General features: G+C 60.8%; 19 protein-coding genes. 8 read left to right on the plus strand and 11 right to left on the minus strand.

Going from position 1 to position 21,590, the window contains the following annotated elements:
- The first annotated feature begins 12 nt into the window (after positions 1 to 12).
- Complete coding sequence (gene dgcA / locus CUJ84_RS11555; RefSeq protein WP_105006307.1) at positions 13 to 996, plus strand: N-acetyl-D-Glu racemase DgcA; 984 nt, start codon at positions 13 to 15, stop codon at positions 994 to 996.
- Here the strand turns inward: dgcA and CUJ84_RS11560 are convergent.
- Both CUJ84_RS11560 and CUJ84_RS11565 read right to left on the minus strand, forming a co-directional pair.
- Complete coding sequence (locus tag CUJ84_RS11560) at positions 948 to 2,168, minus strand: MFS transporter (RefSeq protein ID WP_105006308.1); 1,221 nt, start codon at positions 2,166 to 2,168, stop codon at positions 948 to 950. The two genes, dgcA and CUJ84_RS11560, sit on opposite strands and share 49 nt — an antisense overlap.
- Before the next feature lie 165 nt (positions 2,169 to 2,333).
- Entirely contained in the window at positions 2,334 to 3,173 is an 840-nt protein-coding gene (locus CUJ84_RS11565; RefSeq protein WP_018242243.1) for a UDP-2,3-diacylglucosamine diphosphatase, read from the minus strand.
- Between the two features lie 280 nt (positions 3,174 to 3,453).
- Between CUJ84_RS11565 and CUJ84_RS11575 the strand changes: the two genes are divergently transcribed.
- Positions 3,454 to 4,203, plus strand: coding sequence for a histidine phosphatase family protein (locus CUJ84_RS11575; protein WP_105006310.1), 750 nt, complete (start codon positions 3,454 to 3,456; stop codon positions 4,201 to 4,203).
- Between the two features lie 67 nt (positions 4,204 to 4,270).
- On the opposite strand, the gene CUJ84_RS11580 is transcribed toward CUJ84_RS11575, so the two are convergent.
- The gene (locus CUJ84_RS11580; RefSeq protein WP_105006311.1) at positions 4,271 to 7,423 is read right to left on the minus strand and encodes an efflux RND transporter permease subunit; all 3,153 of its coding nucleotides are present in this window, start codon (positions 7,421 to 7,423) and stop codon (positions 4,271 to 4,273) included.
- 5 nt (positions 7,424 to 7,428) lie between these two features.
- Entirely contained in the window at positions 7,429 to 8,601 is a 1,173-nt protein-coding gene (locus CUJ84_RS11585) for an efflux RND transporter periplasmic adaptor subunit (protein ID WP_105006312.1), read from the minus strand.
- Between the two features lie 238 nt (positions 8,602 to 8,839).
- Here CUJ84_RS11585 and CUJ84_RS11590 point away from each other — a divergent pair, with 238 nt between their 5' ends.
- Entirely contained in the window at positions 8,840 to 9,400 is a 561-nt protein-coding gene (locus CUJ84_RS11590; protein ID WP_105006313.1) for a TetR/AcrR family transcriptional regulator, read from the plus strand.
- A 60-nt stretch (positions 9,401 to 9,460) separates the two neighbouring features.
- On the opposite strand, the gene CUJ84_RS11595 is transcribed toward CUJ84_RS11590, so the two are convergent.
- Positions 9,461 to 10,900 carry an FAD-binding oxidoreductase gene (locus CUJ84_RS11595; RefSeq protein WP_105008160.1) on the minus strand — a complete coding sequence of 480 codons (1,440 nt, stop codon included), beginning with the start codon at positions 10,898 to 10,900 and terminating at the stop codon, positions 9,461 to 9,463.
- 257 nt (positions 10,901 to 11,157) lie between these two features.
- Between CUJ84_RS11595 and CUJ84_RS11600 the strand changes: the two genes are divergently transcribed.
- Positions 11,158 to 11,586, plus strand: coding sequence for a hypothetical protein (locus CUJ84_RS11600; RefSeq protein WP_105006314.1), 429 nt, complete (start codon positions 11,158 to 11,160; stop codon positions 11,584 to 11,586).
- A 123-nt stretch (positions 11,587 to 11,709) separates the two neighbouring features.
- A complete protein-coding gene (locus CUJ84_RS11605; protein WP_105006315.1) occupies positions 11,710 to 14,022 on the plus strand; it encodes an NADP-dependent malic enzyme in 2,313 nt (770 codons plus the stop codon).
- A gap of 168 nt (positions 14,023 to 14,190) precedes the next feature.
- Here the strand turns inward: CUJ84_RS11605 and CUJ84_RS11615 are convergent, their stop codons facing one another.
- Positions 14,191 to 14,724, minus strand: a complete 534-nt coding sequence (locus tag CUJ84_RS11615; RefSeq protein WP_105008161.1) for a ribonuclease H family protein — start codon at positions 14,722 to 14,724, stop codon at positions 14,191 to 14,193.
- Between CUJ84_RS11615 and CUJ84_RS37930 the strand changes: the two genes are divergently transcribed.
- Entirely contained in the window at positions 14,714 to 14,863 is a 150-nt protein-coding gene (locus CUJ84_RS37930) for a hypothetical protein (protein WP_158686928.1), read from the plus strand. The two genes, CUJ84_RS11615 and CUJ84_RS37930, sit on opposite strands and share 11 nt — an antisense overlap.
- A 353-nt stretch (positions 14,864 to 15,216) precedes the next feature.
- Positions 15,217 to 16,314 carry a DUF2865 domain-containing protein gene (locus CUJ84_RS11625; RefSeq protein ID WP_105006318.1) on the plus strand — a complete coding sequence of 366 codons (1,098 nt, stop codon included), beginning with the start codon at positions 15,217 to 15,219 and terminating at the stop codon, positions 16,312 to 16,314.
- Between the two features lie 117 nt (positions 16,315 to 16,431).
- Here the strand turns inward: CUJ84_RS11625 and CUJ84_RS11630 are convergent, their stop codons facing one another.
- Positions 16,432 to 17,178 carry an SDR family NAD(P)-dependent oxidoreductase gene (locus CUJ84_RS11630; protein WP_105006319.1) on the minus strand — a complete coding sequence of 249 codons (747 nt, stop codon included), beginning with the start codon at positions 17,176 to 17,178 and terminating at the stop codon, positions 16,432 to 16,434.
- 244 nt (positions 17,179 to 17,422) lie between these two features.
- Between CUJ84_RS11630 and CUJ84_RS11635 the strand changes: the two genes are divergently transcribed.
- Entirely contained in the window at positions 17,423 to 17,773 is a 351-nt protein-coding gene (locus CUJ84_RS11635) for a DUF2750 domain-containing protein (RefSeq protein WP_105008162.1), read from the plus strand.
- Between the two features lie 38 nt (positions 17,774 to 17,811).
- On the opposite strand, the gene CUJ84_RS11640 is transcribed toward CUJ84_RS11635, so the two are convergent.
- The 4 genes from CUJ84_RS11640 to CUJ84_RS11655 all read right to left on the minus strand — a co-directional run bounded on the left by CUJ84_RS11640 (position 17,812) and on the right by CUJ84_RS11655 (position 21,583).
- Positions 17,812 to 18,276 carry a DMP19 family protein gene (locus CUJ84_RS11640; RefSeq protein WP_158686929.1) on the minus strand — a complete coding sequence of 155 codons (465 nt, stop codon included), beginning with the start codon at positions 18,274 to 18,276 and terminating at the stop codon, positions 17,812 to 17,814.
- 165 nt (positions 18,277 to 18,441) lie between these two features.
- Entirely contained in the window at positions 18,442 to 19,437 is a 996-nt protein-coding gene (locus CUJ84_RS11645) for a tyrosine-type recombinase/integrase (RefSeq protein WP_105006321.1), read from the minus strand.
- Entirely contained in the window at positions 19,434 to 20,354 is a 921-nt protein-coding gene (locus CUJ84_RS11650; RefSeq protein WP_105006322.1) for a tyrosine-type recombinase/integrase, read from the minus strand. Before CUJ84_RS11650 ends, CUJ84_RS11645 begins: the two co-directional genes overlap by 4 nt.
- Complete coding sequence (locus tag CUJ84_RS11655) at positions 20,351 to 21,583, minus strand: tyrosine-type recombinase/integrase (protein ID WP_105006323.1); 1,233 nt, start codon at positions 21,581 to 21,583, stop codon at positions 20,351 to 20,353. Before CUJ84_RS11655 ends, CUJ84_RS11650 begins: the two co-directional genes overlap by 4 nt.
- Between the last annotated feature and the right edge of the window lie 7 nt (positions 21,584 to 21,590).

A 21,590-nucleotide genomic window follows, 5' to 3' on the forward strand; every position in this document is an offset into this window, starting at 1 on the left:
AGGACAGCAATAATGCCGCGCACCCTCGATATCCAGATGAATTCCTTTCCGATTGCCGGGACCTTCACCATCTCGCGCGGGGCAAAGACCGAAGCCGAGGTCATCACCTGCGCGCTTGTCGAAGCGGGTGCGCAGGGCCTCGGCGAATGCGTGCCCTACCGCCGCTACGGCGAGACCATGGAGAGTGTTTTCGCCCAGATCGAGGCGGCGCGACCGCTGATCGAGGCCGGCATTTCACGCAGCGACCTGCTGTCGGCCATGCTGCCGGGTGCGGCCCGCAACGCCGTCGATTGCGCCCTCTGGGATCTCGAGGCGAAGCAGACAGGAAACAGCGTCGCCGCCCGCCTCGGCCTTTCCGCTCCGCAGCCGCTCACCACCGCCTACACCATCTCCCTCGGCGAACCGGAGGTGATGGCCGCCCAGGCGCGCGAGCATGCCGGCCGCGCCCTGCTCAAGGTCAAGGTCGGCACCGGCGACGATGAAAGCCGCATCCGCGCCGTCCGTGCAGCAGCACCCGATTCCGAAATCATCCTTGATGCCAATGAGGGCTGGCCGGAAGCAGTGTTGGAACGCCACCTCAATATCGCGGCGCAAGCGGGTGTGGCCCTCGTCGAGCAGCCGCTTCCGGCCGGCCGCGATGGGCTCCTCGCCGAAATCCGCCGCCCGCTCCTCGTCTGCGCCGACGAGAGCGTCCACCACACCGGCGATCTCGCAAGCCTTGCCGACCGCTACGACGCGATCAACATCAAGCTCGACAAGACGGGCGGCCTGACGGAGGCCCTGGCAATGAAGGCCGAGGCCGAACGCCTCGGCTTCAGCATCATGATCGGCTGCATGGTCGGCACCTCGCTTGCCATGGCGCCCGCCGTATTGCTCGCCCAGAACGCCGATTTCGTCGATCTCGACGGCCCGCTGCTGCTGGCCCGCGACCGCGAACCCGGCCTGCGTTACGCCGCTTCCCTGGTCTTTCCGCCCGAAAGCACCCTCTGGGGCTGAAGATAATAGGCGAAGATGACGATGCCGAGGCCGGAGAACGCGACCACGGCCATGACGTAGTAGCTGACGACGCCGAGCCAGGCATAGAGATAACCCGACGCCAGGGTCATCAGCGCCATCGCCATGCCGACATAGAAGAAATACGCGCCCTGCGCCGATGATTCCTGCGTTTCCTGCACGGTCACCACGATCCGCCGCTGCACGCCGGTATGCACGAAGGCGTAGGTGAAGCCATGGAAACATTGCAGCAGGAAGAAACCGGCAAAGCCTGTATTCATCGGAAACAGGATCCAGCGGCAGACACTGATGGCGCAGCCGAAGCGGATCAGCGTCCAGGCGTCGAAGCGACGGTTGAGACGCTTCGACAGGAAGAACACCGTCACTTCCGAAGCGACGCCGGCGCTCCAGAGCACGCCGACTTGCGTACCGGAGAAGCCGAGTTGATGCCAGTAGATCGAGGAAAAAGCGTTCAGCACCGCATGGCTCGACTGCTGGATGGCGACGCCGATCAGAAGCAGCAGAAGGTGCGGCTCGCGCAGGCCACTGCCGGTGGCTGCCGGAATGTTGATCGGCTGGCCGCGCCGTCGCGTCGGTCCGATGCGCGGACAGAAGATCGCCATGACCACGGTCATGATAAAGCCGAACACCATGACCGGCAGCACCATTTCGCCGCCCCACCGACTGATCAGCTGGCCGCCGACCAGCGTCGAGACGATGAAGGCGATCGAGCCCCATACGCGCATCGATCCGTAGTCGAGCCCCCAGCGGCGCACGCCCGAGATGACGATCGATTCAACGACGGGCACATAGGGCGCAAAGGTGGCGCCCTGCAGCGCATAGACGATCGTCACGGGCCAGAAGGTCGTCGTCCAGAACAGCGCGATCGCCGTCAGCAGCGACAGGCAACCCGACCAGAGCAGCACGTCGGCACGCTCCTTCAATCGATCGGCGATCATGGCGACGACAGGCGCTACCAGCACCCGAACCACCATCGGTATGGCAAGGATGATGCCGATCTCATGGTCGCTGAAGCTGTGGGTTGCGAGCCACACGGGAAAAAACGGCAGGACGATACCGTTGACGAGCAGCGGCGCGCAGTAGGAAAGCGCGCTGAGCAACCGGAAGCGCGGCGGCGCTCCCTCACCCGTCGGGGAATTTTGAGCGGGAATCATTGGTGGACCTGAAGGAAACTGGACGTTGTCCTAACACACCACCCTGGAGGCGACTATTGCGAGAAATAGCCGTTCTGAAACGTTTTAGAAAATAAATAGGGCCTGTCGCCTAACGGTAACGGCTAAATTCGAGGGAGCGCAGGCGCGGATGCGCCGGCGCCAAAATCAGGCGGCCTGTGGAGCCAGTTCTGCGTCTTCCCGCTCGACGGCGGCAAGTGCTGTCACACTGCTGGCGAGCGCCCGCCAGGTGATCAGTTCGAACGTGCCGTCCTCGTGCTCGGCCACCGCCGTGCAGCTTTCCACCCAATCACCGGTGTTGATGTAACGGATACCGTCCATGTCCTGGATGATGGCATGATGGATATGTCCGCAGATCACCCCGTCGGCGCCGTTTTTACGGGCTTCCTCGGCCACGACGCGCTCGAATTCGCCGATGAAATTGACGGCATGCTTGACCTGCAGCTTCGCCCAGGCCGAAAACGACCAGTAGGGCATGCCGAGCCGGCGGCGCACCGCTGCCAGGATGATATTGATGCGGATCGCCGTGTCGTAGGCCCAGTCGCCGAGATAGGCGAGCAGTCGGGCGTTGCGGACGACGACGTCGAACTCGTCGCCGTGCAGGATCAGGTATTTTCTGCCGTCAGCGCCGTCATGCATCATGCGCTCGACGACCTCGATGCCGCCGAAATGCATGCCCGGGAAGGCCCGCAGGAATTCGTCGTGATTGCCGGGAATATAGACGACCCGTGTGCCCTTGCGCGCCTTGCGCAACAGCTTCTGGACGACGTCGTTGCAGACCTGCGGCCAATACCAGCTGCGCTTCAGGCGCCAGCCGTCGACGATGTCGCCGACGAGCACGATCGTATCGGCCTCATGGTGGCGCAGGAAATCCAGCAGGAAGTCGGCCTTCGCGGCCTTCGAGCCGAGATGGACATCGGAAATGAAGAGCGTGCGGAAATGTCGGGGTTCCATCATGTCTTTCACGAGCTGCCGCTCATGTCCCATCTTTCATCTAGCCTTCCAAAATCAGACTCGTGTTTCAGGAAGATGACAAGGTGTGGAAAAGCGCTGCAAACCCGATCATCCCGCGCTGGCAGAATGCCTGTCGCCGCGCTGGCAGAATGCCTGTCGCCGCGCTGGCAGAATGCCTGTCGCCGCGCTGGCAGAATGCCCGTCGCCGCGCTGGCAGGATGCCCGTCGCCGCCAGGCCTGCCGGCCATGTTGCCCTGCGCATTCAGGGCGTTCATGATGGCGGCGATTCATATCCGACAATGCGGGATGGCTGATGCGTCTTTTTCTCGTTCGCCACGGCGAATCCCTCGGCAACATCAACGAACAGGCCTACCGCCAATTCGGCGATCACAACGTGCCGCTGACGCGGTGGGGCCATCGGCAGGCACTTGAGGCAGGCGGCGTGATCGCCTCCTATCTCAAGGCATTGCCGAGCGCCGGTTTCGGCAAGCTGCAGATCTGGTATTCGCCCTTTCTGAGGACGCGGCAGAGCAAAGATGCGCTGCTCGAAGCCCTGCCGGAAAGCGTCGTCGGCGATATCAGGGAAGATTATCTGCTGCGCGAGCAGGATTTCGGTCTCTTCACCGAAATCTATGACCACGCCGAACAGAAGCAGAAGTTTCCCGAGGAGTTCGAAAAATGGGCGAGGCTGCGCAGCAACAGCGGCAAGTTCTACGCACGACCGCCGGATGGCGAAAGCCGGGCGGATGTGGCCCAGCGGGTGCGCCTGTTCCTCCAGACCGTCATGCACGACGCCGAAAATAGCGACCACAACCTCGTGATCGTCGGTCATGGCGTCACCAACCGGGCGGTCGAAATGAATTTCCTGCACCGCCCTGTCGAGTGGTTCGAGCGCTCCGACAATCCTGGCAACGCCGATATCACGCTGATCGAGGGGACGCGCTCGCAAGGATACGAGTCGATCCTGCTGCATCAGGCCGCCGACCGGCAGCCGGGACAGGAAGGCGAACTGCGCGATGCCTATGGCGCCGACGTGACGCTTACGCCGAAGCCGATTGCATAACTCCTTAAATCGAACCGCCGCAAAGGTCTGTGGCGGGTTGCGCAAGGCAACCCGCCAACTCTTCACCTCAGCTCGGCGACGTCACCGGCGCAGCTTCCTGCCCGGCCGGAGCCTCCTCATTCACAGTCTCCGGCCGCTTCGTCCTCAAGAGACGCAGCACGAAGACGAAGAAGACGGGAACGAAGAAGATCGCCAGCACCGTCGCCGAGATCATGCCGCCAAGCACGCCCGTGCCGATGGCATTCTGGCTCGCCGCACTTGGCCCGGTGGCGATCGCCAGAGGCACCACGCCCAAAGTGAAGGCGAGCGAGGTCATGATGATCGGCCGGAAGCGCAGACGGGCGCCTTCGATCGCGGCATCCATCAGCGACTTCCCCTCAGCAAACCCGTCCTTGGCGAATTCGACGATCAGGATGGCGTTCTTCGCCGACAGCCCGATGATCGCGATCAGGCCGACCTTGAAGTAGATGTCGTTAGACATGTCGCGGCTCATCACCGCGAGCACGCAGCCGATGACGCCGAGCGGCACGACCAGCATCACCGACAGCGGGATGGACCAGCTCTCGTAAAGCCCCGACAGCAGCAGGAAGACGAAGAGAATGCTGAGGCCGAACAGGAACGGCGCCTGCGATCCTGATCTGAGCTCCTCCAGCGACTGGCCGGTCCATTCGAAGCCGAAGCCGTCGGGAAGTTCCGAGGCCAGCCGCTCCATTTCGACAATTGCCGCGCCCGATGAATATCCAGGCGCCGGAGCGCCCGAAATGCGCACGGAGGGGTAGCCGTTATAACCGACGATCTGCGCCGGTCCCTTCTGCCATTCGGCGACGGAGAAGGACGACAGCGGCACCATGCCGCCGCTCGCATTGCGGACATTGAGCTTCATCAGGTCTTCCGCCTGAAGCCTGCTCTTGTCCTGCGCCTGCACGATGACGCGCTGCATGCGGCCCGAATTCGGGAAGTCGTTGACATAGCTCGATCCGAGATTGGCGGTGATCGTGCTGTTGATGTCGGCGAAGGCGACGCCGAAGGTATTTGCCTTTTCGCGATCGATGACCAGCACGAGCTGGGCCGAGTCAGGCATGCCCTCAGGGCGGATACCGGCGATGATGGGATTCTCAGATGCCTTGCCGAGCAGCATTCCCGCCGCCTCGGTCAGTGCCGCCTGGCCCTTCGCCCCGCGATCCTGAAGGCGGAAAGTAAAGCCGTTGGTCGTGCCGAAACCTTCGATCGGCGGCGGCGACAGCGCGAAGGACGTGGCATCCTTCAGGCCGAACAGCTGCATATTGGCGCGGTTGGAAATCTCCTGCACCGAATTGCCGGCGCCGCGTTCGGCCCAGTCCTTGAGCGTGACGAACACCAGGGCGGCGTTCGGTCCCTGCCCGGAGAAGCTGAAGCCCTGGATCGCGACGACATTGGCAACGGCCGGCTCCTTCTTGAAGATCGCCTCGATGCTTTCGAGCGAGGCCACCGTGCGGTTGCGGCTCGCCTCCGGCGGTCCCTGCACGTCGACGATCAGGAAGCCCTGATCCTCATCCGGCACGAAGCTGCTCGGCAGGTTGACGAAGAGATAGCCAAGGCCGACGAGCAGCGCGACATAGACGGCCATGACCCGCCAGGAGCCCTTGGCCAGTCCCCCGACGGTGCGGGCATAACGGCCGGTCAGGCGGTCGAAGTTGCGGTTGAACCAGCCGGCGATGCCCTTCTTCTCATGATGTCCTTTGATCGGCTTCAGGAAGGTGGCGCAGAGCGCCGGCGTCAGTGACAGCGCCAGGAAGGCCGAAAACAGGATTGAAACAACCATGGTCAGGCTGAACTGGCGATAGATGATGCCGGTTGAACCCGGGAAGAACGCCATCGGCACGAAAACGCAGGAGAGAACCAGCGTAATCCCGAGGATCGCGCCGGTGATCTGCCGCATCGCCTTCTTGGTCGCGTCCTTCGGTGATAGCCCTTCCACCGCCATCAGCCGCTCGACGTTTTCCACCACCACGATGGCGTCGTCGACGAGAATGCCGATGGCAAGCACCATCGCGAACATCGTCAGCACGTTGATCGAGAAGCCTGCGGCATACATGACGGCAAGCGTCCCGAGCAGCGCGACGGGCACGACGAGCGTCGGAATGATCGTGTAGCGGAAGCTCTGCAGAAAGATGAGCATAACGACGAAGACGAGCGCGACGGCTTCTGCGAGCGTATGCGCCACCTTCTCGATCGATGCCGAGACGAACGGGCTGGTATCATAGGGAACGGAATATTCGACACCCGCCGGAAAGAAGCGTGAGAGCTCCTCCATCTTCGCCTTGACCAGGTTGGACGTGTTGACGGCATTGCCCGTCGACGACAGCTGGATGGCGATGGCAGCACTCGGCTGCCCGTTCAAGCGGGTGGAGAAGCTGTAGCTCTCGCTGCCCTCTTCGATGCGCGCGACATCACGCAGCCTGACATTTGATCCGTCGGCATTGGCGCGCAGCACGACGTCTCCGAACTCCTTGATGTCGGTCAGTTGCCCCTTCACCAGCACCGTCGCCGTCAGGTCCTGCGAGATCGGATTGGGCGCCGCGCCGATCTGGCCAGCTGCGACCTGGGCGTTCTGCGCCGATATCGCCGCGCTGATGTCGGATGCGGTGAGGTTCAGGCCGACCATCTTGTCGGGATCGATCCAGATGCGCATCGCCCGCTGCGACGCAAACAGCTGCGCGCGGCCGACTCCGTCGAGACGGCGCAGCTCGCCGATGACGTTCCGGTTGAGATAGTCGCCGAGCGCCACCTCGTCGGTCTTCCCGTCCGTCGAGGTCAGCGAGATGAACATCAGGAAGCCGGACGATGCCTCCTCGACCGTGATGCCCTGATCCTTGACGGATTGCGGCAGCCGCGGTTCGACGCGGCGTATCGCGTTCTGAACGTCGACGGAGGCCTGGTCTATATCGGTGCCGGCCGCAAAGGTCGCGGTGATCGTCATTGCGCCCGATGTATCCGACGTCGACTCGAAATAGGAAAGGTGCTCGACCCCGTTCAGCTCTTCCTCGATCTGGCGGGTGACGCCCTGATAGATATCCTGCGGCGATGCGCCGGGATAGCTGGTGGTGATGCTGAGCTGCGGCGGCGCGACCTTGGGATATTGGGCGACCGGCAGGAACGGCAGCGCGATCAGGCCGGCGATGGAGATGAAGATCGCAAAGACCCAGGCTAGGATCGGGCGATCGATAAAGAAACGTGCCATCGACCTTACTCCGGCTTCTTGGCGTCACCGGACGCGAGCTGACCATCCCGCCACTCTTCCGGCGCGACCTCTGCGCCCGGCTGCAGCTTCTGGCCGCCGTCGACGACGAGACGTTCGCCTGCCGACAGGCCGCTTTCGACCACCCACTCATTGCCGGCGGATTGACCAAGCTCGACGTCGCGCGGTTGCGCCACATCTCCCTCCTGGACGACATAGACCTGCGCCTTGCCGTCGGCCGTGCGGATGACGGCGCGCTGCGGGATGAGGATTGCTTTCTCCCGGACGGCTTGCTCGATGCGGACACGCACATAAAGGCCCGGCAGCAGGTCGCCCTTCGGATTGGGGAATTCACCGCGAAGGGTGACCTGACCCGTCGTCGCATCGACGCTGGCGCTGCTGAAGAGAAGCTTACCGGCTTCGCCATAGTCCGTGCCGTCGTCGAAGACGAGTTTGATGTCGGCCTTGCCTGGCTCGGTCGATGTGAGGCTGCCGTTCTCGACTGCCCGCTTCAGTGCCAGCAGGTCCCCGGAGGATTGCATGAAGTCGGCATAAACGGGGTCGATCTGCTGGATCATCGCCAGCGCATCGCCGCCATCGGCCGTCACCAGCGCGCCTTCCGTCACCAGCGCGCCGCCGATGATGCCTGATATAGGCGCACGAACTTCGGTATAGCCGAGATTGATCTTCGCTTCGTCGAGTGCGGCCTGCGCCAGCGCGACATCGGCATCGGCCTGGGCAAGGGCGACGGCTGCCGCATCGTATTCGATACCGCTTGCAACATCGCGGTCGCGCAGCGACTTCTGCCGGTCCAACTGCTGGCGGGCATTCAGCTGCGTCGCCTTGGCACGCTCGAGGCTTGCCTCGGCACTTGCCACCCGGACCCGAAATAGCGCCGGATCGATCCGGTAGAGCACGTCGCCCCGATGAACGAGGCTGCCCTGCTCGAAGACCCGTTCCTGCAGGATGCCGGAAACCCTGGCCCGCACTTCCGAGACGCGCGTTGCGGCAATGCGGCCGGGCAATTCGCTGACCACGGGAAGCGGGCGGGCACTGAGCGTCAGGACGCTGACGGCAGCAGGCGGCATCGCGCCACCTTCCTGTGCGTGAGCCGGAAGACCTGCGCCCAGGAAAAGTGCCAGCGTTAGCGCGTAACACAATGATTTCGTACGAAGAAGCATGTTCAAAGGCCTTCCCGATGGTCCCGCTGGGATCCAAAAAAGCACAGCCCGCCGACATGACGTTCGGCGGGCCTCCTGAGCCGACAGATAGTCGATATTTTTTCGCTTTTCAAGATACCTACCGGTCGGTATGATAGCATTATCATATTTGGAGTTCCCATGGCCCGGCGATCCCGGGAGTGATACTGATCCTCTCGGGCGCCTCGGCGCGAAGCTTATCTCGAACACAGGTCATGCATTGGTAGATAGCCCCCGCAACAGAAAGAAACAGCCGGATGTCGTGCGGCAGGCTCTTCTCGATTGCGCCACCAAGCTGGCGCTGGAACATGGTCTGGCCGCCGTCAGCTTGCAGGCGGTCGCAAGTGCTGCCGGCGTGACCAAGGGAGGTCTGTTTCACCACTTCCCCAATAAGCAGGCGCTTATAGAGGCCGTGTTCGACGGCATGATGGAAAGCCTCGACCGTGAGATCAATGGAGAACTGGAAAAGGATAAGGGCGGCCGCGGCACATTCACCCGCGCCTATGTCCGCACCCTGTTTGCTGATCGCGCCCTCAACAACAGCCCGTGGTCGGCGCAGACGATGACCGTGCTTGCCGACCCCTACTCCAAGTCTCTGTGGCATAGATGGATGAATGACCGGCTTGTCAGGCACGCCGAAACAGACGTGGGAATGCGGCTCGAGATCGTTCGCCTGGCGGCGGACGGAGCATGGCTTGCCCATGTTCTGAAGCCTGACGACCATGCCGGTTCGGACGACACGGCGCTGTTGCAGGAATTGATCGAACTCACCGAAGGGTGACAAGCGATTGGCGCCTCATCCCGCGCCCGAGTATATCACCCGAGCGCGGGCATGGTCGGGCTAGGCAGCGCGCACCGCCGCCATCGGTTTCACGTTCTGGTTCATCCGGAACAGATTGTTCGGATCGTAGCGCCGCTTGGCTTCGGCAAGACGAGCGTAATTGGCGCCGTAGGCTTCTTCGACGCGATCACCTTCATCATCAGGCATGAAGTTGATGTAGGCGGTTCCCACAGCATGCGGCTTGGTGGCCTCGAAAAGCTCCCGCGCCCAGCCGGTACAGCTTGCGTCCATCCCCGGTTCCCGCCAGCGCGCATGAACATTCATGACGAAATGCGAGCTGCGCTGCGGAAATGCGGTGGCCTCGGTCGGCACACGGCCGGCCGCGCCGCCGATATGGGCGATGAAGATCTCGCATTCCGGGCCGGGCAGCTTGCGCACGGCGTTGAGCAGCACGTCGATCGCCGCATCCGGAAGGGAGGCGAAATCCTGGCTCTTCCAGTAATTGCGCGCACCGGGCGTGAGCAACGGGTCGAATGCCTGCTGCCAGCCGGTGAACGGCACCGGACCGACGACATCGGCAATCGGTTTTCCGATCGCCCGCAATCTGGCCGTCGCCTTTTCGCCCGCCGCGATGTCTCCGCAATAACACATGGCGAGCACCATGATCTCCTTGCCGTGCCATTCGGCCGGAAGGAACGGCAGCGGCGGCGCCTGGCGCATCACCACCCAGCAGGTCAACTCGTCAGGGGCCGTCTCCAGCGCCTGCCGGTACTCCTTGAGCACACTTTCCGCGTCAGCGAAGGGATGCACGACGAGCCCCGCCAGAACCTCTGTGTTGAGAGGATTGAGCTTGAACTCGAAGGAGGTGACGACGCCGAAATTGCCGCCGCCGCCGCGTAGCGCCCAGAAGAGATCGGGCTTCTCAGTCTCGCTCGCCTTGACCAGCTCGCCATCGGCCGTCACCACATCCACCGAGAGCAGATTGTCGATGGTCAGCCCGAATTTGCGGGTCAGCCAGCCGAAACCGCCACCGAGCGTCAGGCCGGCGATGCCGGTGGTGGAATTGATACCGGTCGGCAGCACCAGCCCGAAGGCCAGCGTTTCCTGGTCGACATCGGCAAGTGTTGCACCCGGCTCGATCCTGGCGCGCCGCGTTTGCGGATCGACCCGCACCGATTTCATCGCTGACAGGTCGATGACGACACCGCCCTCGCAGACGGCATTGCCGGCAATGCCGTGGCCGCCGCCACGCACCGAAAGGAGCAGATTATTGTCGCGTGCAAACCGCACCGCCCGCACAACATCGGCAGCACCGGCGCAACGCGCGATAAGCCCAGGCCGGCGGTCGATCATCGCATTCCAGATCGTCCGCACTTCATTGTAATCCATGTCCTTACTGGTCAGGAGACTGCCGCGAAATCCGGCGGCAAAAGCATCGATGGCCACGTCATTGACCATCGTCTGCCCCCTTTGCAGGGTCGTGAGGTTCAAATTGTCCATGATTTCCTCCATGCGACCGGCGCCCCGCACCGTCGCAGCCGGCATCCTGCGCCCATTGAGGTCGTCAGACAAGTTTTCCAAAAGGATTAGCTAACCGAGGCGGCCATCACATCAATAGAAGGTAAGCGGATCACGTCCGACTCAGAATAACCTGTCCGCGAAATCTAGTTTTACTTGTACGCAAAGCGTACGTTTATTCGCCTTAGAGCTTCCGTGACCACATCTGATATTTGCGATCATCCAATGAGGAGTTACGCTTGTTTCGTTCTTCCTGCCTTGCCACGCTCATTTGCTCGGTGCCCTTAGCGGCCGTTGCGCAATCGCCTAACTATTGCAGAAACAGCTTCAAACAAAACGAGCCCATCGAATTACGCTTTATGGGCCTCGAATATCAGATACTCGCCTTCGCTCTTGCAGAGAAATACTGCGGCGCAAAACCGAAATCATTGAAGTCGCGGTTTTTGGGATATCTGGAAAAGAATGGTTGCGGACCAGGGACCGAGATCTATTCGCAGGTCGGAGCGGCAATCGCACGCATGGAGGGTTCTAGCCTGAAGATTATCGACATGGGTGCAGAGGAGAACGTAGCCATGTCACGGCAGCAGGTTGAGGAATGGGCCTCGAACACCGTGGCAGAGTTTGGAGGGTGCGAGGCTCTGACAAAAGCTCATGATGTTGAAAATTAAGCGCGAGGCGTATCCACGCCCCGCCCCCGCAGGAAAACTTTTCTCACTCCGCATTTCCATACTGTCCCCGTTATCCGATTGATGTATGGAGAAAGTCCAAAAAAGACGTGCACGGAGGCGGCGATGGATCACCCGGAAAAATCGAAAACAGAAAAGAACCTGACGAGCGGCGATCTCGACGAGCAGGCGCTTTTCTTCCACCGCTATCCCCGCCCCGGCAAGCTGGAGATCCAGGCGACCAAGCCGCTCGGCAACCAGCGCGACCTGGCGCTCGCCTATTCGCCCGGCGTTGCCGCCCCTTGCCTTGCCATCCGCGACAATCCCGAAATGGCGGCCGAATATACCTCGCGCGCCAATCTCGTCGCCGTCATCTCCAACGGCACCGCCGTGCTTGGCCTCGGCAATATCGGCCCGCTTGCCTCCAAACCGGTTATGGAGGGCAAGGCGGTGCTCTTCAAGAAATTCGCCGGCATCGACGTCTTCGATATCGAGATCGACGCCGCAGGTGTCGAGCAGATGGTCTCGACCATCGCCTCGCTGGAGCCGACCTTCGGCGGCATCAACCTCGAGGACATCAAGGCGCCGGAATGTTTCGAAGTCGAGCGGCGCCTGCGCGAGAAGATGAAGATCCCCGTCTTCCACGACGATCAGCATGGCACGGCGATCATCGTCGCCGCCGCGATCCTGAACGGGCTGGAACTCGCCGGTAAGAACATCGCCGACATCAAGATCGTCGCCTCCGGCGCGGGTGCCGCCGCCCTTGCCTGCCTCAACCTGCTTGTCATTCTCGGGGCAAAACGCGAAAACATCTGGGTCCACGATCTCGAAGGCCTCGTTTATGAGGGCCGGGTCGAGCTGATGGATGAATGGAAATCCATCTATGCCCAGAAGAGCGAGACGCGCACGCTGGCCGAAAATATCGGCGGCGCCGACGTCTTCCTCGGCCTGTCCGCCGCGGGCGTGCTGAAGCCGGAGCTGCTGGCGCAGATGGCCGACAAGCCGTTGATTATGGCGCTTGCCAATCCGACGCCGGAGATCATGCCGGATCTCGCCCGAGCTGCCCGCCCCGATGCGATGATCTGCACCGGCCGCTCGGATTTCGCCAACCAGGTCAACAACGTCCTCTGCTTCCCTTATATCTTCCGCGGCGCGCTCGATTGCGGCGCCGAGACGATCAATGAGGAAATGAAGATGGCGGCCGTGCGCGCCATCGCAGCCCTTGCCCGCGAAGAGCCGTCGGATGTCGCCGCCCGCGCCTATTCCGGCGAGACCCCGGTCTTCGGCCCCGATTATCTGATCCCCTCGCCCTTCGATCCGCGCCTGATCCTGCGCATCGCGCCTGCGGTCGCCAGGGCCGCCGAACAGAGTGGCGTCGCGCGCCGCCCGATCCAGGATTTCGACGCCTATCTCGACCAGCTAAACCGCTTCGTCTTCCGCTCCGGCTTCGTCATGAAACCGATCTTCACCGCCGCCAAGGCCGCCGAGCGCAAGCGCGTCATCTTCTCCGAAGGCGAGGACGAACGCGTGCTGCGCGCCGCCCAGGTGCTGCTCGAGGAAGGCCTTGCCGAACCGATCCTGATCGGCCGCCCGCAAGTCATCGAGACACGCCTGAAGCGCTACGGCCTGCGCATCCGGCCGCTGCAGGATTTCGAGGTCATCAACCCGGAAGACGATCCGCGCTTCCGCGAATATGTCGATCTCTATTTCTCCCTCGTCGGCCGCCGCGGCGTTATCCCGGAAGCCGCCCGCACGATCGTGCGCACCAACACCACCGTCATCGGCGCGCTGGCGCTGAGACGCGGCGAGGCCGATGCGCTGATCTGCGGCCTGGAAGGCCGTTACGAGAAGCATCTGCGCGACGTCCGCCTGATCATCGGCAAGCGCAAGGACGTCCGCGATTTCTCAGCCCTCAGCCTGATGATCTCGCAGCGCGGCGCCACCTTCTTCACCGACACCTATGTCACCTTCAATCCGACCGCCGAGGAGGTCGCCGAGGCGACGGTGCTGGCCGCCGAGGAAATCCGCCGTTTCGGCCTCACGCCGCGCGCCGCCCTGGTCTCGCATTCCAATTTCGGCTCGCGTGAATCCGAAAGCGCCACGAAGATGCGCAACGCCCTGCAGCTCGTGCGCGAAGCCGCGCCCGACCTTGAGGTCGACGGCGAGATGCACGGCGAAAGCGCCATCACCGAAGCGTTGCGCAAGCGCGTCATGCCGGACACGACCCTGCACGACGAGGCGAACCTCCTGGTCTTCCCGAACCTCGATGCCGCCAACATCACGCTCGGTGTGGTGAAGTCGATGACGGACGGCCTGCATGTCGGCCCGATCCTGCTCGGCACCGCCCTGCCCGCCCACATTCTCGCCCCCTCGGTCACCTCCCGTGGCGTCGTCAACATGGCGGCACTCGCTGTCGTCGAGGCATCGCAACCGGCCTGAGCCGGCTCAGACTGCTGACAAAGTCGGCCAACTCCTCGTCATGCTCGGGCTTGTCCCGAGCATCTGCAGCCGGTTGATATGCAGCAGATATCAGGCGCGGGGCCTGGGATAAAATCCTTTGGTACGAGCGGCCCTTGCAGCCGCTCCGACACATGTCCTGATGCCGTATCAGGCACTCCGCAACGACAGGCGCCCTTTATCCGCAAGCGCATCCGCGCGCTCGTTGCCGGCAACGCCGGAATGGCCTTTGCACCAGGCGATGGTCACCAGACCATTCTGGGATAGTTGAAGATCGACCGCTTTCCAGAGTTCCGCATTGGCGATCGTTCGGCTTCGAGCATTCCCGTTCGGGTTGCTTTTCTTCCAGCCGTTGTTCTTCCAGATATGTCGCCGGCTATTACAGCCTGTGACGGCATAGACGGAATCGGACCAGACGGTCGCCGGCTCGCCGCTTGCGTCGCTGTTGATCCAGATTGCCGCCTTAAGGACGGCGGTCAATTCCATCGAATTATTGGCGGAATCTTCGACGCCACCGAAGCCGGAGGCGATCTCCGCGGCATCGCGATAGGCGACAAATGCCCAGCCCCCGTGCCCGGAACCGGGTTCATAGCAACCGTCCACGAAGACGTGGAGGCCGTGTTGGACTGCCGCTATCCCGCCTGACGTCGCAGCAGAGCGAAGCTCGTTGGATATGCTTGTCATTGTCTCCGCCCTTCTCGCCTTCGCCGCGCCCGCCGCAAGATCACCGCGGCTTGCGATGACCTGTCCCCGTATCCGCCCCTTGATCACCTCCCGCGGCGGCGTCAACATCGAAGCACTGGCCGTCATCGAGGCGTCATAGATGCGGTATCGTAAAGAATGCAACGTCTGTAAACCTACCCGGCGCCAGGCGGCATTGCAGCGACCGGAATTCTCCCTATCCTTCGTTGAGGGTTAGTGGCGGAGGTAGCTATGAAAGCTGGTCTGGCGAGCGAGAAGAAGAATCGAGTCCCGGAAAATTGAGAGAAGGAAGTCCCGCTTTTGGCGGCACAGCAGATTCCCCACCAGATAGGCCGCCCGCATTTGCTGGATAAGATCGCGAAAATGCGCTAGGAATTTCTCCAAGCTTATTAAGAGAAACACGTTAAGAGACAACGCGCGGCGATCGAGGCCGCAATCGACCGATCGATTCTTTGCTCATTCCGGGACGACGCCGTGAAACGCCGAAACCTGTCTCTTGCCCTTCTCCTTGCCTTTGCGGCGCCTGCCGCCGCGCAAAGCAGCGCCGTCTGTGAGGACCTGCGCGGCCGCCTCGCCGACCTGCCGCGATCGATCGGCAATGGCAACGGTCCAGAAGCCCGCCAATATTCCAGCGCCATGGCCGAACAGAACCTCGAACTGCGCAAGGTTCGCAACGAGCTGCGCAGCAATGACTGCACCTCGGGCAGCATGGTCGTGATCGGCGGCGAGAATGCCGATTATTGCGCCGAACTTTCGCAGGCCGAAGCGCGCATGATCGACAATATCCGCTATCTCCAGGACCGCCGCAACGAGCTGGCCGGCCAGACTGGCGCCGATGACGACGCGCGCCACGAATTGGTCGCGGCTCTCGACCGCAATGGCTGCAACAGCGAAAACTTCTATGCCCCGAGCGATCGCAGCGCCAATGAACCGGCTCCGAGCGTCGAAGAACAGGCGATGCGCACCGATACCTTCATTCCGCTCGGCGGCGGTGAAGAGATCGATCCGCGTTACGGTGTGCCGCGGGCAGAGATGCTCTCGCCGGTCAGCACCATGTGCGTACGCAGCTGCGACGGCGGCTTCTTCCCGATCAGCTCGAACGCCACGTCGGTCGATTTCGGCCGCGACGCCCAGACCTGCGCCAAGATGTGCCCGGGTATCGAGACCGAACTGTTCTATCGTGACGTGACGAGCACCGAAGCCTCGAACATGATCTCGGTCGCAACGGGCACGCCCTACAGCGCCATGAAAAATGCCTTTGCCTACAAGAACCGCACGCCCGGGGAAAAGTCCTCCTGCGCCTGCAATCTCACAGCCTATTACGAGGAGATGCGCGGCAAGCAGGCGGTGAGCGAACCGCCGCAGCAGGGCTCGATCACCACCATCCGCACCAATCCGCCGGCGAAGGATGCCGCAGCAGCTGCGCCGCAACCATCCGTTCCCGAGCGCCCCTACGATCCGACGCAGAACCGCGTCCGTCAGGTCGGCCCGCAGTTTCTGGCCGGCGATCAGGGCTCGATCGACCTCGCCAATCCGGCAACGCCGGGCCCGCAGCCGCAACAGCAGCAGTGATTGAACAGCTTAGAGTGCGGTGGCGGAGCCATAGCGGCGTTGTGCCGGGGTGCATGAGATGGCGGCGATGTCACTTGAACGTGCGGCGGGATGTGAATGCGGGCCGCTTGAGCATGGTCAGTAGGTCGTACGACCGCCGCTCAGGTCGAACGTCGATGCGGTCGTGAAGGAGTTCTCCTCGGAGAGCAGCCAGACGACCATCGAAGCGATCTCGCGAAGTTCAACAAAACGGTCACGCGGAATGCGGACGCGCATATATTCGATAAACTCGGATGTCAGCCCGTCCAATATAGGTGTCTTTGCTGTTGTTGGCGTTACCGCGTTCACGGCGATTCCTGTCTTTGCGAGTTCCTTGCCAAGCGACTTGGTGAAGCCCAGCACACCAGCTTTCGCTGCGCTGTAGGCGGCGATGTTCGGATTTCCTTCCTTGCCCGCAACCGAGGAGATGTTCACGATCCGCCCGTAGTCGCGCTTTAGCATGACCGGAACGACGTGCCGGCAACAATTGAAGGTTCCGGTGAGGCAGACATCGACGACGTCTTTCCACTCACCGAAATCGTATTCGATCGTGGGCTTTACCGGACCGGTAATCCCGGCGGAATTGACGAGGCCGTCGATACGGCCAAAAATCTCCTCGGTCGTCGCCGCCGCGTTTTTCACTGATACGGGATCTGCGACGTTAACGCCGAAAGCGACCGTGCCAGATCCGAGTGCGGAAGCGCTGTCCTTCGCCATGTTTTCGTTCAGGTCCCAGATGGCCACCTTGCCACCAGACTGGATGACGCGCTCTGCGATAGCGTAGCCGATGCCGCGCGCACCGCCTGTGATCACGATGATTCGTTCCTTCAAGTCGATGATGTTCATTGGGCCGTTATCCTCCGATTGAGCCGCCGATAGCCGAATATCTATTGGAAATTCCGGGATTTCTCCTTCAGCGTATCGATGTGAAGGTCAGGAATTTATCCCGAGCCCGATACTATGCCGAGCCCATTCCCTAAATCCCGAGATTTCCGGTAATCCAGGATTGAAAGCTCGGCATAATTTGAACGCGTTGGAAGACCGGGTTCGGCCTATTGCGGACCTTTGCCTTCAATGCTTTGATGAGGAAATGAGCACCGCAGCTGCACAAGCCGAGAGATTTTTTAGCGAGGTCATCGCACACGGAAGCGTTTGGTCGATTCAAGATGGTGAGGGGTTCCCTACATCGACGAATTTAGATGGCGAGACCGCAATGCCCTTCTGGTCTTTGGAAAGCAGGGCCCAGAAGGTCATCGACAACGTCATTGCATATAACAGTTTCCGAACGCGTCGAATTGAGCTGTCAGAATTCCTGGATCGCTGGCTTTCCGGACTGAAAAGAGATGGGCTTGCTGTTGGCATAAACTGGTCCGGCAAACGCGCGATTGGATATGACATGACGCCCGAGAATGTCCGAACACGAATAGAAATCAGTCGCTGACCGTCCGCTATTTAAGCGATTTGAGGGTGTGCATTGCGTCATTTTACAACGCCGTTGTCTCTCGCATACTTAGCGCGCGCAAGGTAGAACTCTTCGGTCCAGACATCTATTGCTTGATATCCGCGATCTAACATTTCTTGGAACGCTGGATTGGACTGCATCTTTACCAGCCTTGCTGATTGATCGAATGGATACTCAGGCCCGAGAGCAGTGACGAGTTCCCCCATGATGTTCGCGTAATCCGATAAATTCATTTGTTCCAACGCATCTCGAACGATGGGTGCCAACGCGCCTGACGAATTCTCGAAAAATTGATGAAGGCCGCCGTTTCCGACCTCCCCCTCAAAAATTGTCTGCACGTAGAGATGAATATAAACTCGACCTAGTTGCGCGACCGATTCCGGCACCAGTTCTTCGTCAATGGGGACACGGCGCTCCGCTTGCTCAATGGCCTGCCTAAGAAGCCAGTCATCGAGTAAGTTTAAATCATCGTACTGCGTCATCATCATCTTTCCGTGACTATCTACGAAGAGACATAGGTGCAGCCGTAGCGCGTAATCCAAATGACCGCAATTGGCGCTTTCCCACCCAGTGAAAGTTCCTCGATGATTGGTGGGCTCGGCATTGACATCGCGGCCCTCACCGCGATGTCAATTGCTCCGGCAGGATCAAAGTTTGTCGAGAAACGCCAATAACTCGTCGCCAGCCCTGAACCGGCCAGGCGATTGTCCATTGAACGGATCGATCTTGGCTAGAGCGGCCTCCTTGATTGCCAGGTGGGCATGCAAGTATGGCTGTGTGGACCGCGTGGACTCATGGCCGAGCCACAATGAGATCACCGTGCTGTCGACACCGGCATCCAGCAACTCCATCGCGGCACTGTGTCGAAGGACATGGGGTGATATCCGCTTTGATCGTAATGACGAGCAGCCCTTCGACGCCGTCGACACGTGTTTTGCCAGAAGATACTGAACGGCATCAGGGCTCATCCGCCCACCGTGAACGGTCGGGAAAAGAGCATTGCCGTTTCCAACCGGTGGCTCGTTCAACCAGGCCCTAAGCGCAACATTGAGCATTCTGGTTATCGGCGTAGTGCGTTCTTTGCGTCCCTTCCCGAAACACCGGATGTGCGCCCCTGTGCCGATGGTGACGGCACTTCGATCAAGGCCCACGAGTTCGGAGAGGCGCATCCCTGTCTGCACGGCTGTCAACATCACAACATGGTCACGACGCCCAACCCAGGTTCGTCGATCAGGAGCCGAAAGAATCGCTTCGATCTCGCTGCGGGTGAGGAATTGCACCTCCCGCTTCGACCCGATCTTGCCTGGGATCGCAAGGACACGCTGTATCTGCCCACTATATACTGGTTCCTCGAAGGCCAGGAAACGGAAGAAGTACCGGATTGCCGTCAGCCGAAGGTTATACGTCGCAGGGCTGGCGTGGCGCTCGGAGTCCAGATCGTCAAGGAACGCGACAACCAGCTCCGCATCGAAATTCTCCAGTCGCAGATCAGACGGAAATTTGCCGGTTCGGCGATGTGCGAACTTCAGGAAGAGCTTGAATGTGTCGCGGTAGGAGGCAATCGTATGTGGGCTCACGTTGCGCTGGCGAGCAAGGCGCTGTCCAAAGAAGCGTTCAATCAGTCGAGGTAGCGGATTGGTCATTCTGCCATCTCCCACCTTGCGTCGAGGCGAAGTCTTGCTTGATCCAGCAGATTGGGATGCGCGGTAAGATACCAATAAGTGGCGCTGACATGATTGTGCCCGAGATAGGTCGAAAGCTCCGGCAATCGCCGCTCAATGTCCTCACAATCCCGGCACCAGGACAGCAGCGTTCGAACGGCGAAGGTGTGGCGGAGATCGTGTATCCTGGGACCGTCACGTTCATCCGGTTGCCTCAGTCCCGTCTGGCGTGTCCAGAGGATAAAGGAGAAGTGTGGGTTGGCATGGATCAGGGCCCTGCCAAGGTCTCCGGTAAAGAAGTATTTGCTAACCCGTCTGACCGCGTGATCGTCACGGATTGACGCATACCGCCGAAGCGCCAGCGTCGTACTGGGATGCAGCGGCACAATGCGGGTCTTTCCAAACTTCGTCTCACGGATCGTCAGCATGCCTGCTTCCAGATCGGCATCCTCACGAAGCAACCGCGCCGCCTCCGAGAACCGAAGTCCGGAGGATGCCAGCAAGCCGAAGAAGTAATGATATGTCGGCCCTCGGAAGCTTCCAGGGTGCATGTCGAGCATCGACTTCAGGAGATCGGCGATCTGTTCGTCCGAATAGATAAAGGGACGCGGTCTTCGTTGTGGTGGAAAGATGTGCGAAGGCGGAATCTCGGTTTGGGGGTCGACCACCTGGAGATGACGGGCAAAAGCTCTGACCGTCGAAAGGCGCGACGACCACGTTGAAGGACCACATTGGTGGTTTGCCCAATCCACCGCAGTCTTCGCGGTTACCCGCAGTTCGCCACGAGCAGTCGCATACCTCACAAAATTGCGCAGACGGCTCTCCTGAGTTTGGAGCTTGAATCCGAGTGAGCGCCGCAATGTCAGATATTGTTCAAGGGCATCGGACATGTCCATCATAGAACCGCTCCTGCCCATGGCCGTGAGAGGGAACGCAGGCCCTCAATATCGAACTTCGCATATATCCTGGTGGTATCAGGGTCTTTATGGCGGAGGAGTTGGGCAAGCTCGGTCATGCCCACGCCAGACCTGATCGCAATCGTGGCGAAGGTGTGCCTGAAAATATGCGCATGGTGAGACCGCGTGCCTGAAATCTTCGCCCGCTTCAGCGCCCTGCGTGCGACCAGGATGACGGGTGTGGCCGTCTCGAACGGTGTGCATGGGGTCTGCACCCTGTGAAAGATAATGCGGGACCCGGATGTTGGACGTCCATGCAGGATGTAGTCCGATATTGCCGCCCCGACGTCCTTCGGAAGGGGCATGGTTGCGACCCTACCGCCTTTGCCGTTCACACGCAGGAGGCCTGATCGCCAGTCGATGTCATCAAGCGACAAAAGGGCAACTTCGCTTGCACGCAGACCGAGCTTCGAAAGCAGTAGAAGCACAGCAAGGTCTCTGCGGCCAGGGATCGTGGACAGATCACAGGCCTCCAGAACTGAATTGAGTTGTGAGACGCTCATATAAGCTGGCAATGCCGAGAAACGCAGGTTCCTTGGGCTCGGGACCGCTGCGGAGAGATCATGCTCAGTGAGCCCCGTTGCGTGCAGGAAGCGCAGCAACACCCGAAGGTGCGAGAACCAGGTCCCAAGGGAGTTGCTCTTCCGGCCTTCGAAGTTGTTCGTCAAATAAGCGCGTACTTCGATGTGTGTGAGGTGGGAAATGTCACCTTGCTCGAAGAATACGGTTCGAAGAAATCGCCGCGCCAGCCAGACATGCCCGGTGATCGACTGCTTCGAATAGCCTCGGCGAAATAGCTCCGCACCGTAAAGCGTGGCGACCTTCTCGGACGGGTCGGCTTTCTCTGCCGGTGGGCATAGGACACCAGCTCTCACGAGTTCGATTTGCAGGCGGCGCAGAGCGATGCGATTACCATTCGCTATAGCACCTGAAGACAATCGGCTGGCGATAAACTGGTCGATATCACCAGCGTCCAGTCGTTCTGGCTCTCCACCGTCACGATTGTTCTGGTATTCGACAAAGGCCCCGATAAATCGAACGGCTCTGACCATGGTCTCAGACGAGTAGCCTTTGTCGATCATGGAGGTGATTACCGCATCCACGCTCGCCCGATGTGGCCAATCTTCAATCAGTTGCCAGCGCTTTATTGTCTCAAAAGATGGAATAGTCATGCGTGTC

Origin of the sequence: Rhizobium leguminosarum (assembly GCF_002953715.1) — a bacterium.
Lineage (GTDB): Bacteria > Pseudomonadota > Alphaproteobacteria > Rhizobiales > Rhizobiaceae > Rhizobium > Rhizobium leguminosarum_V.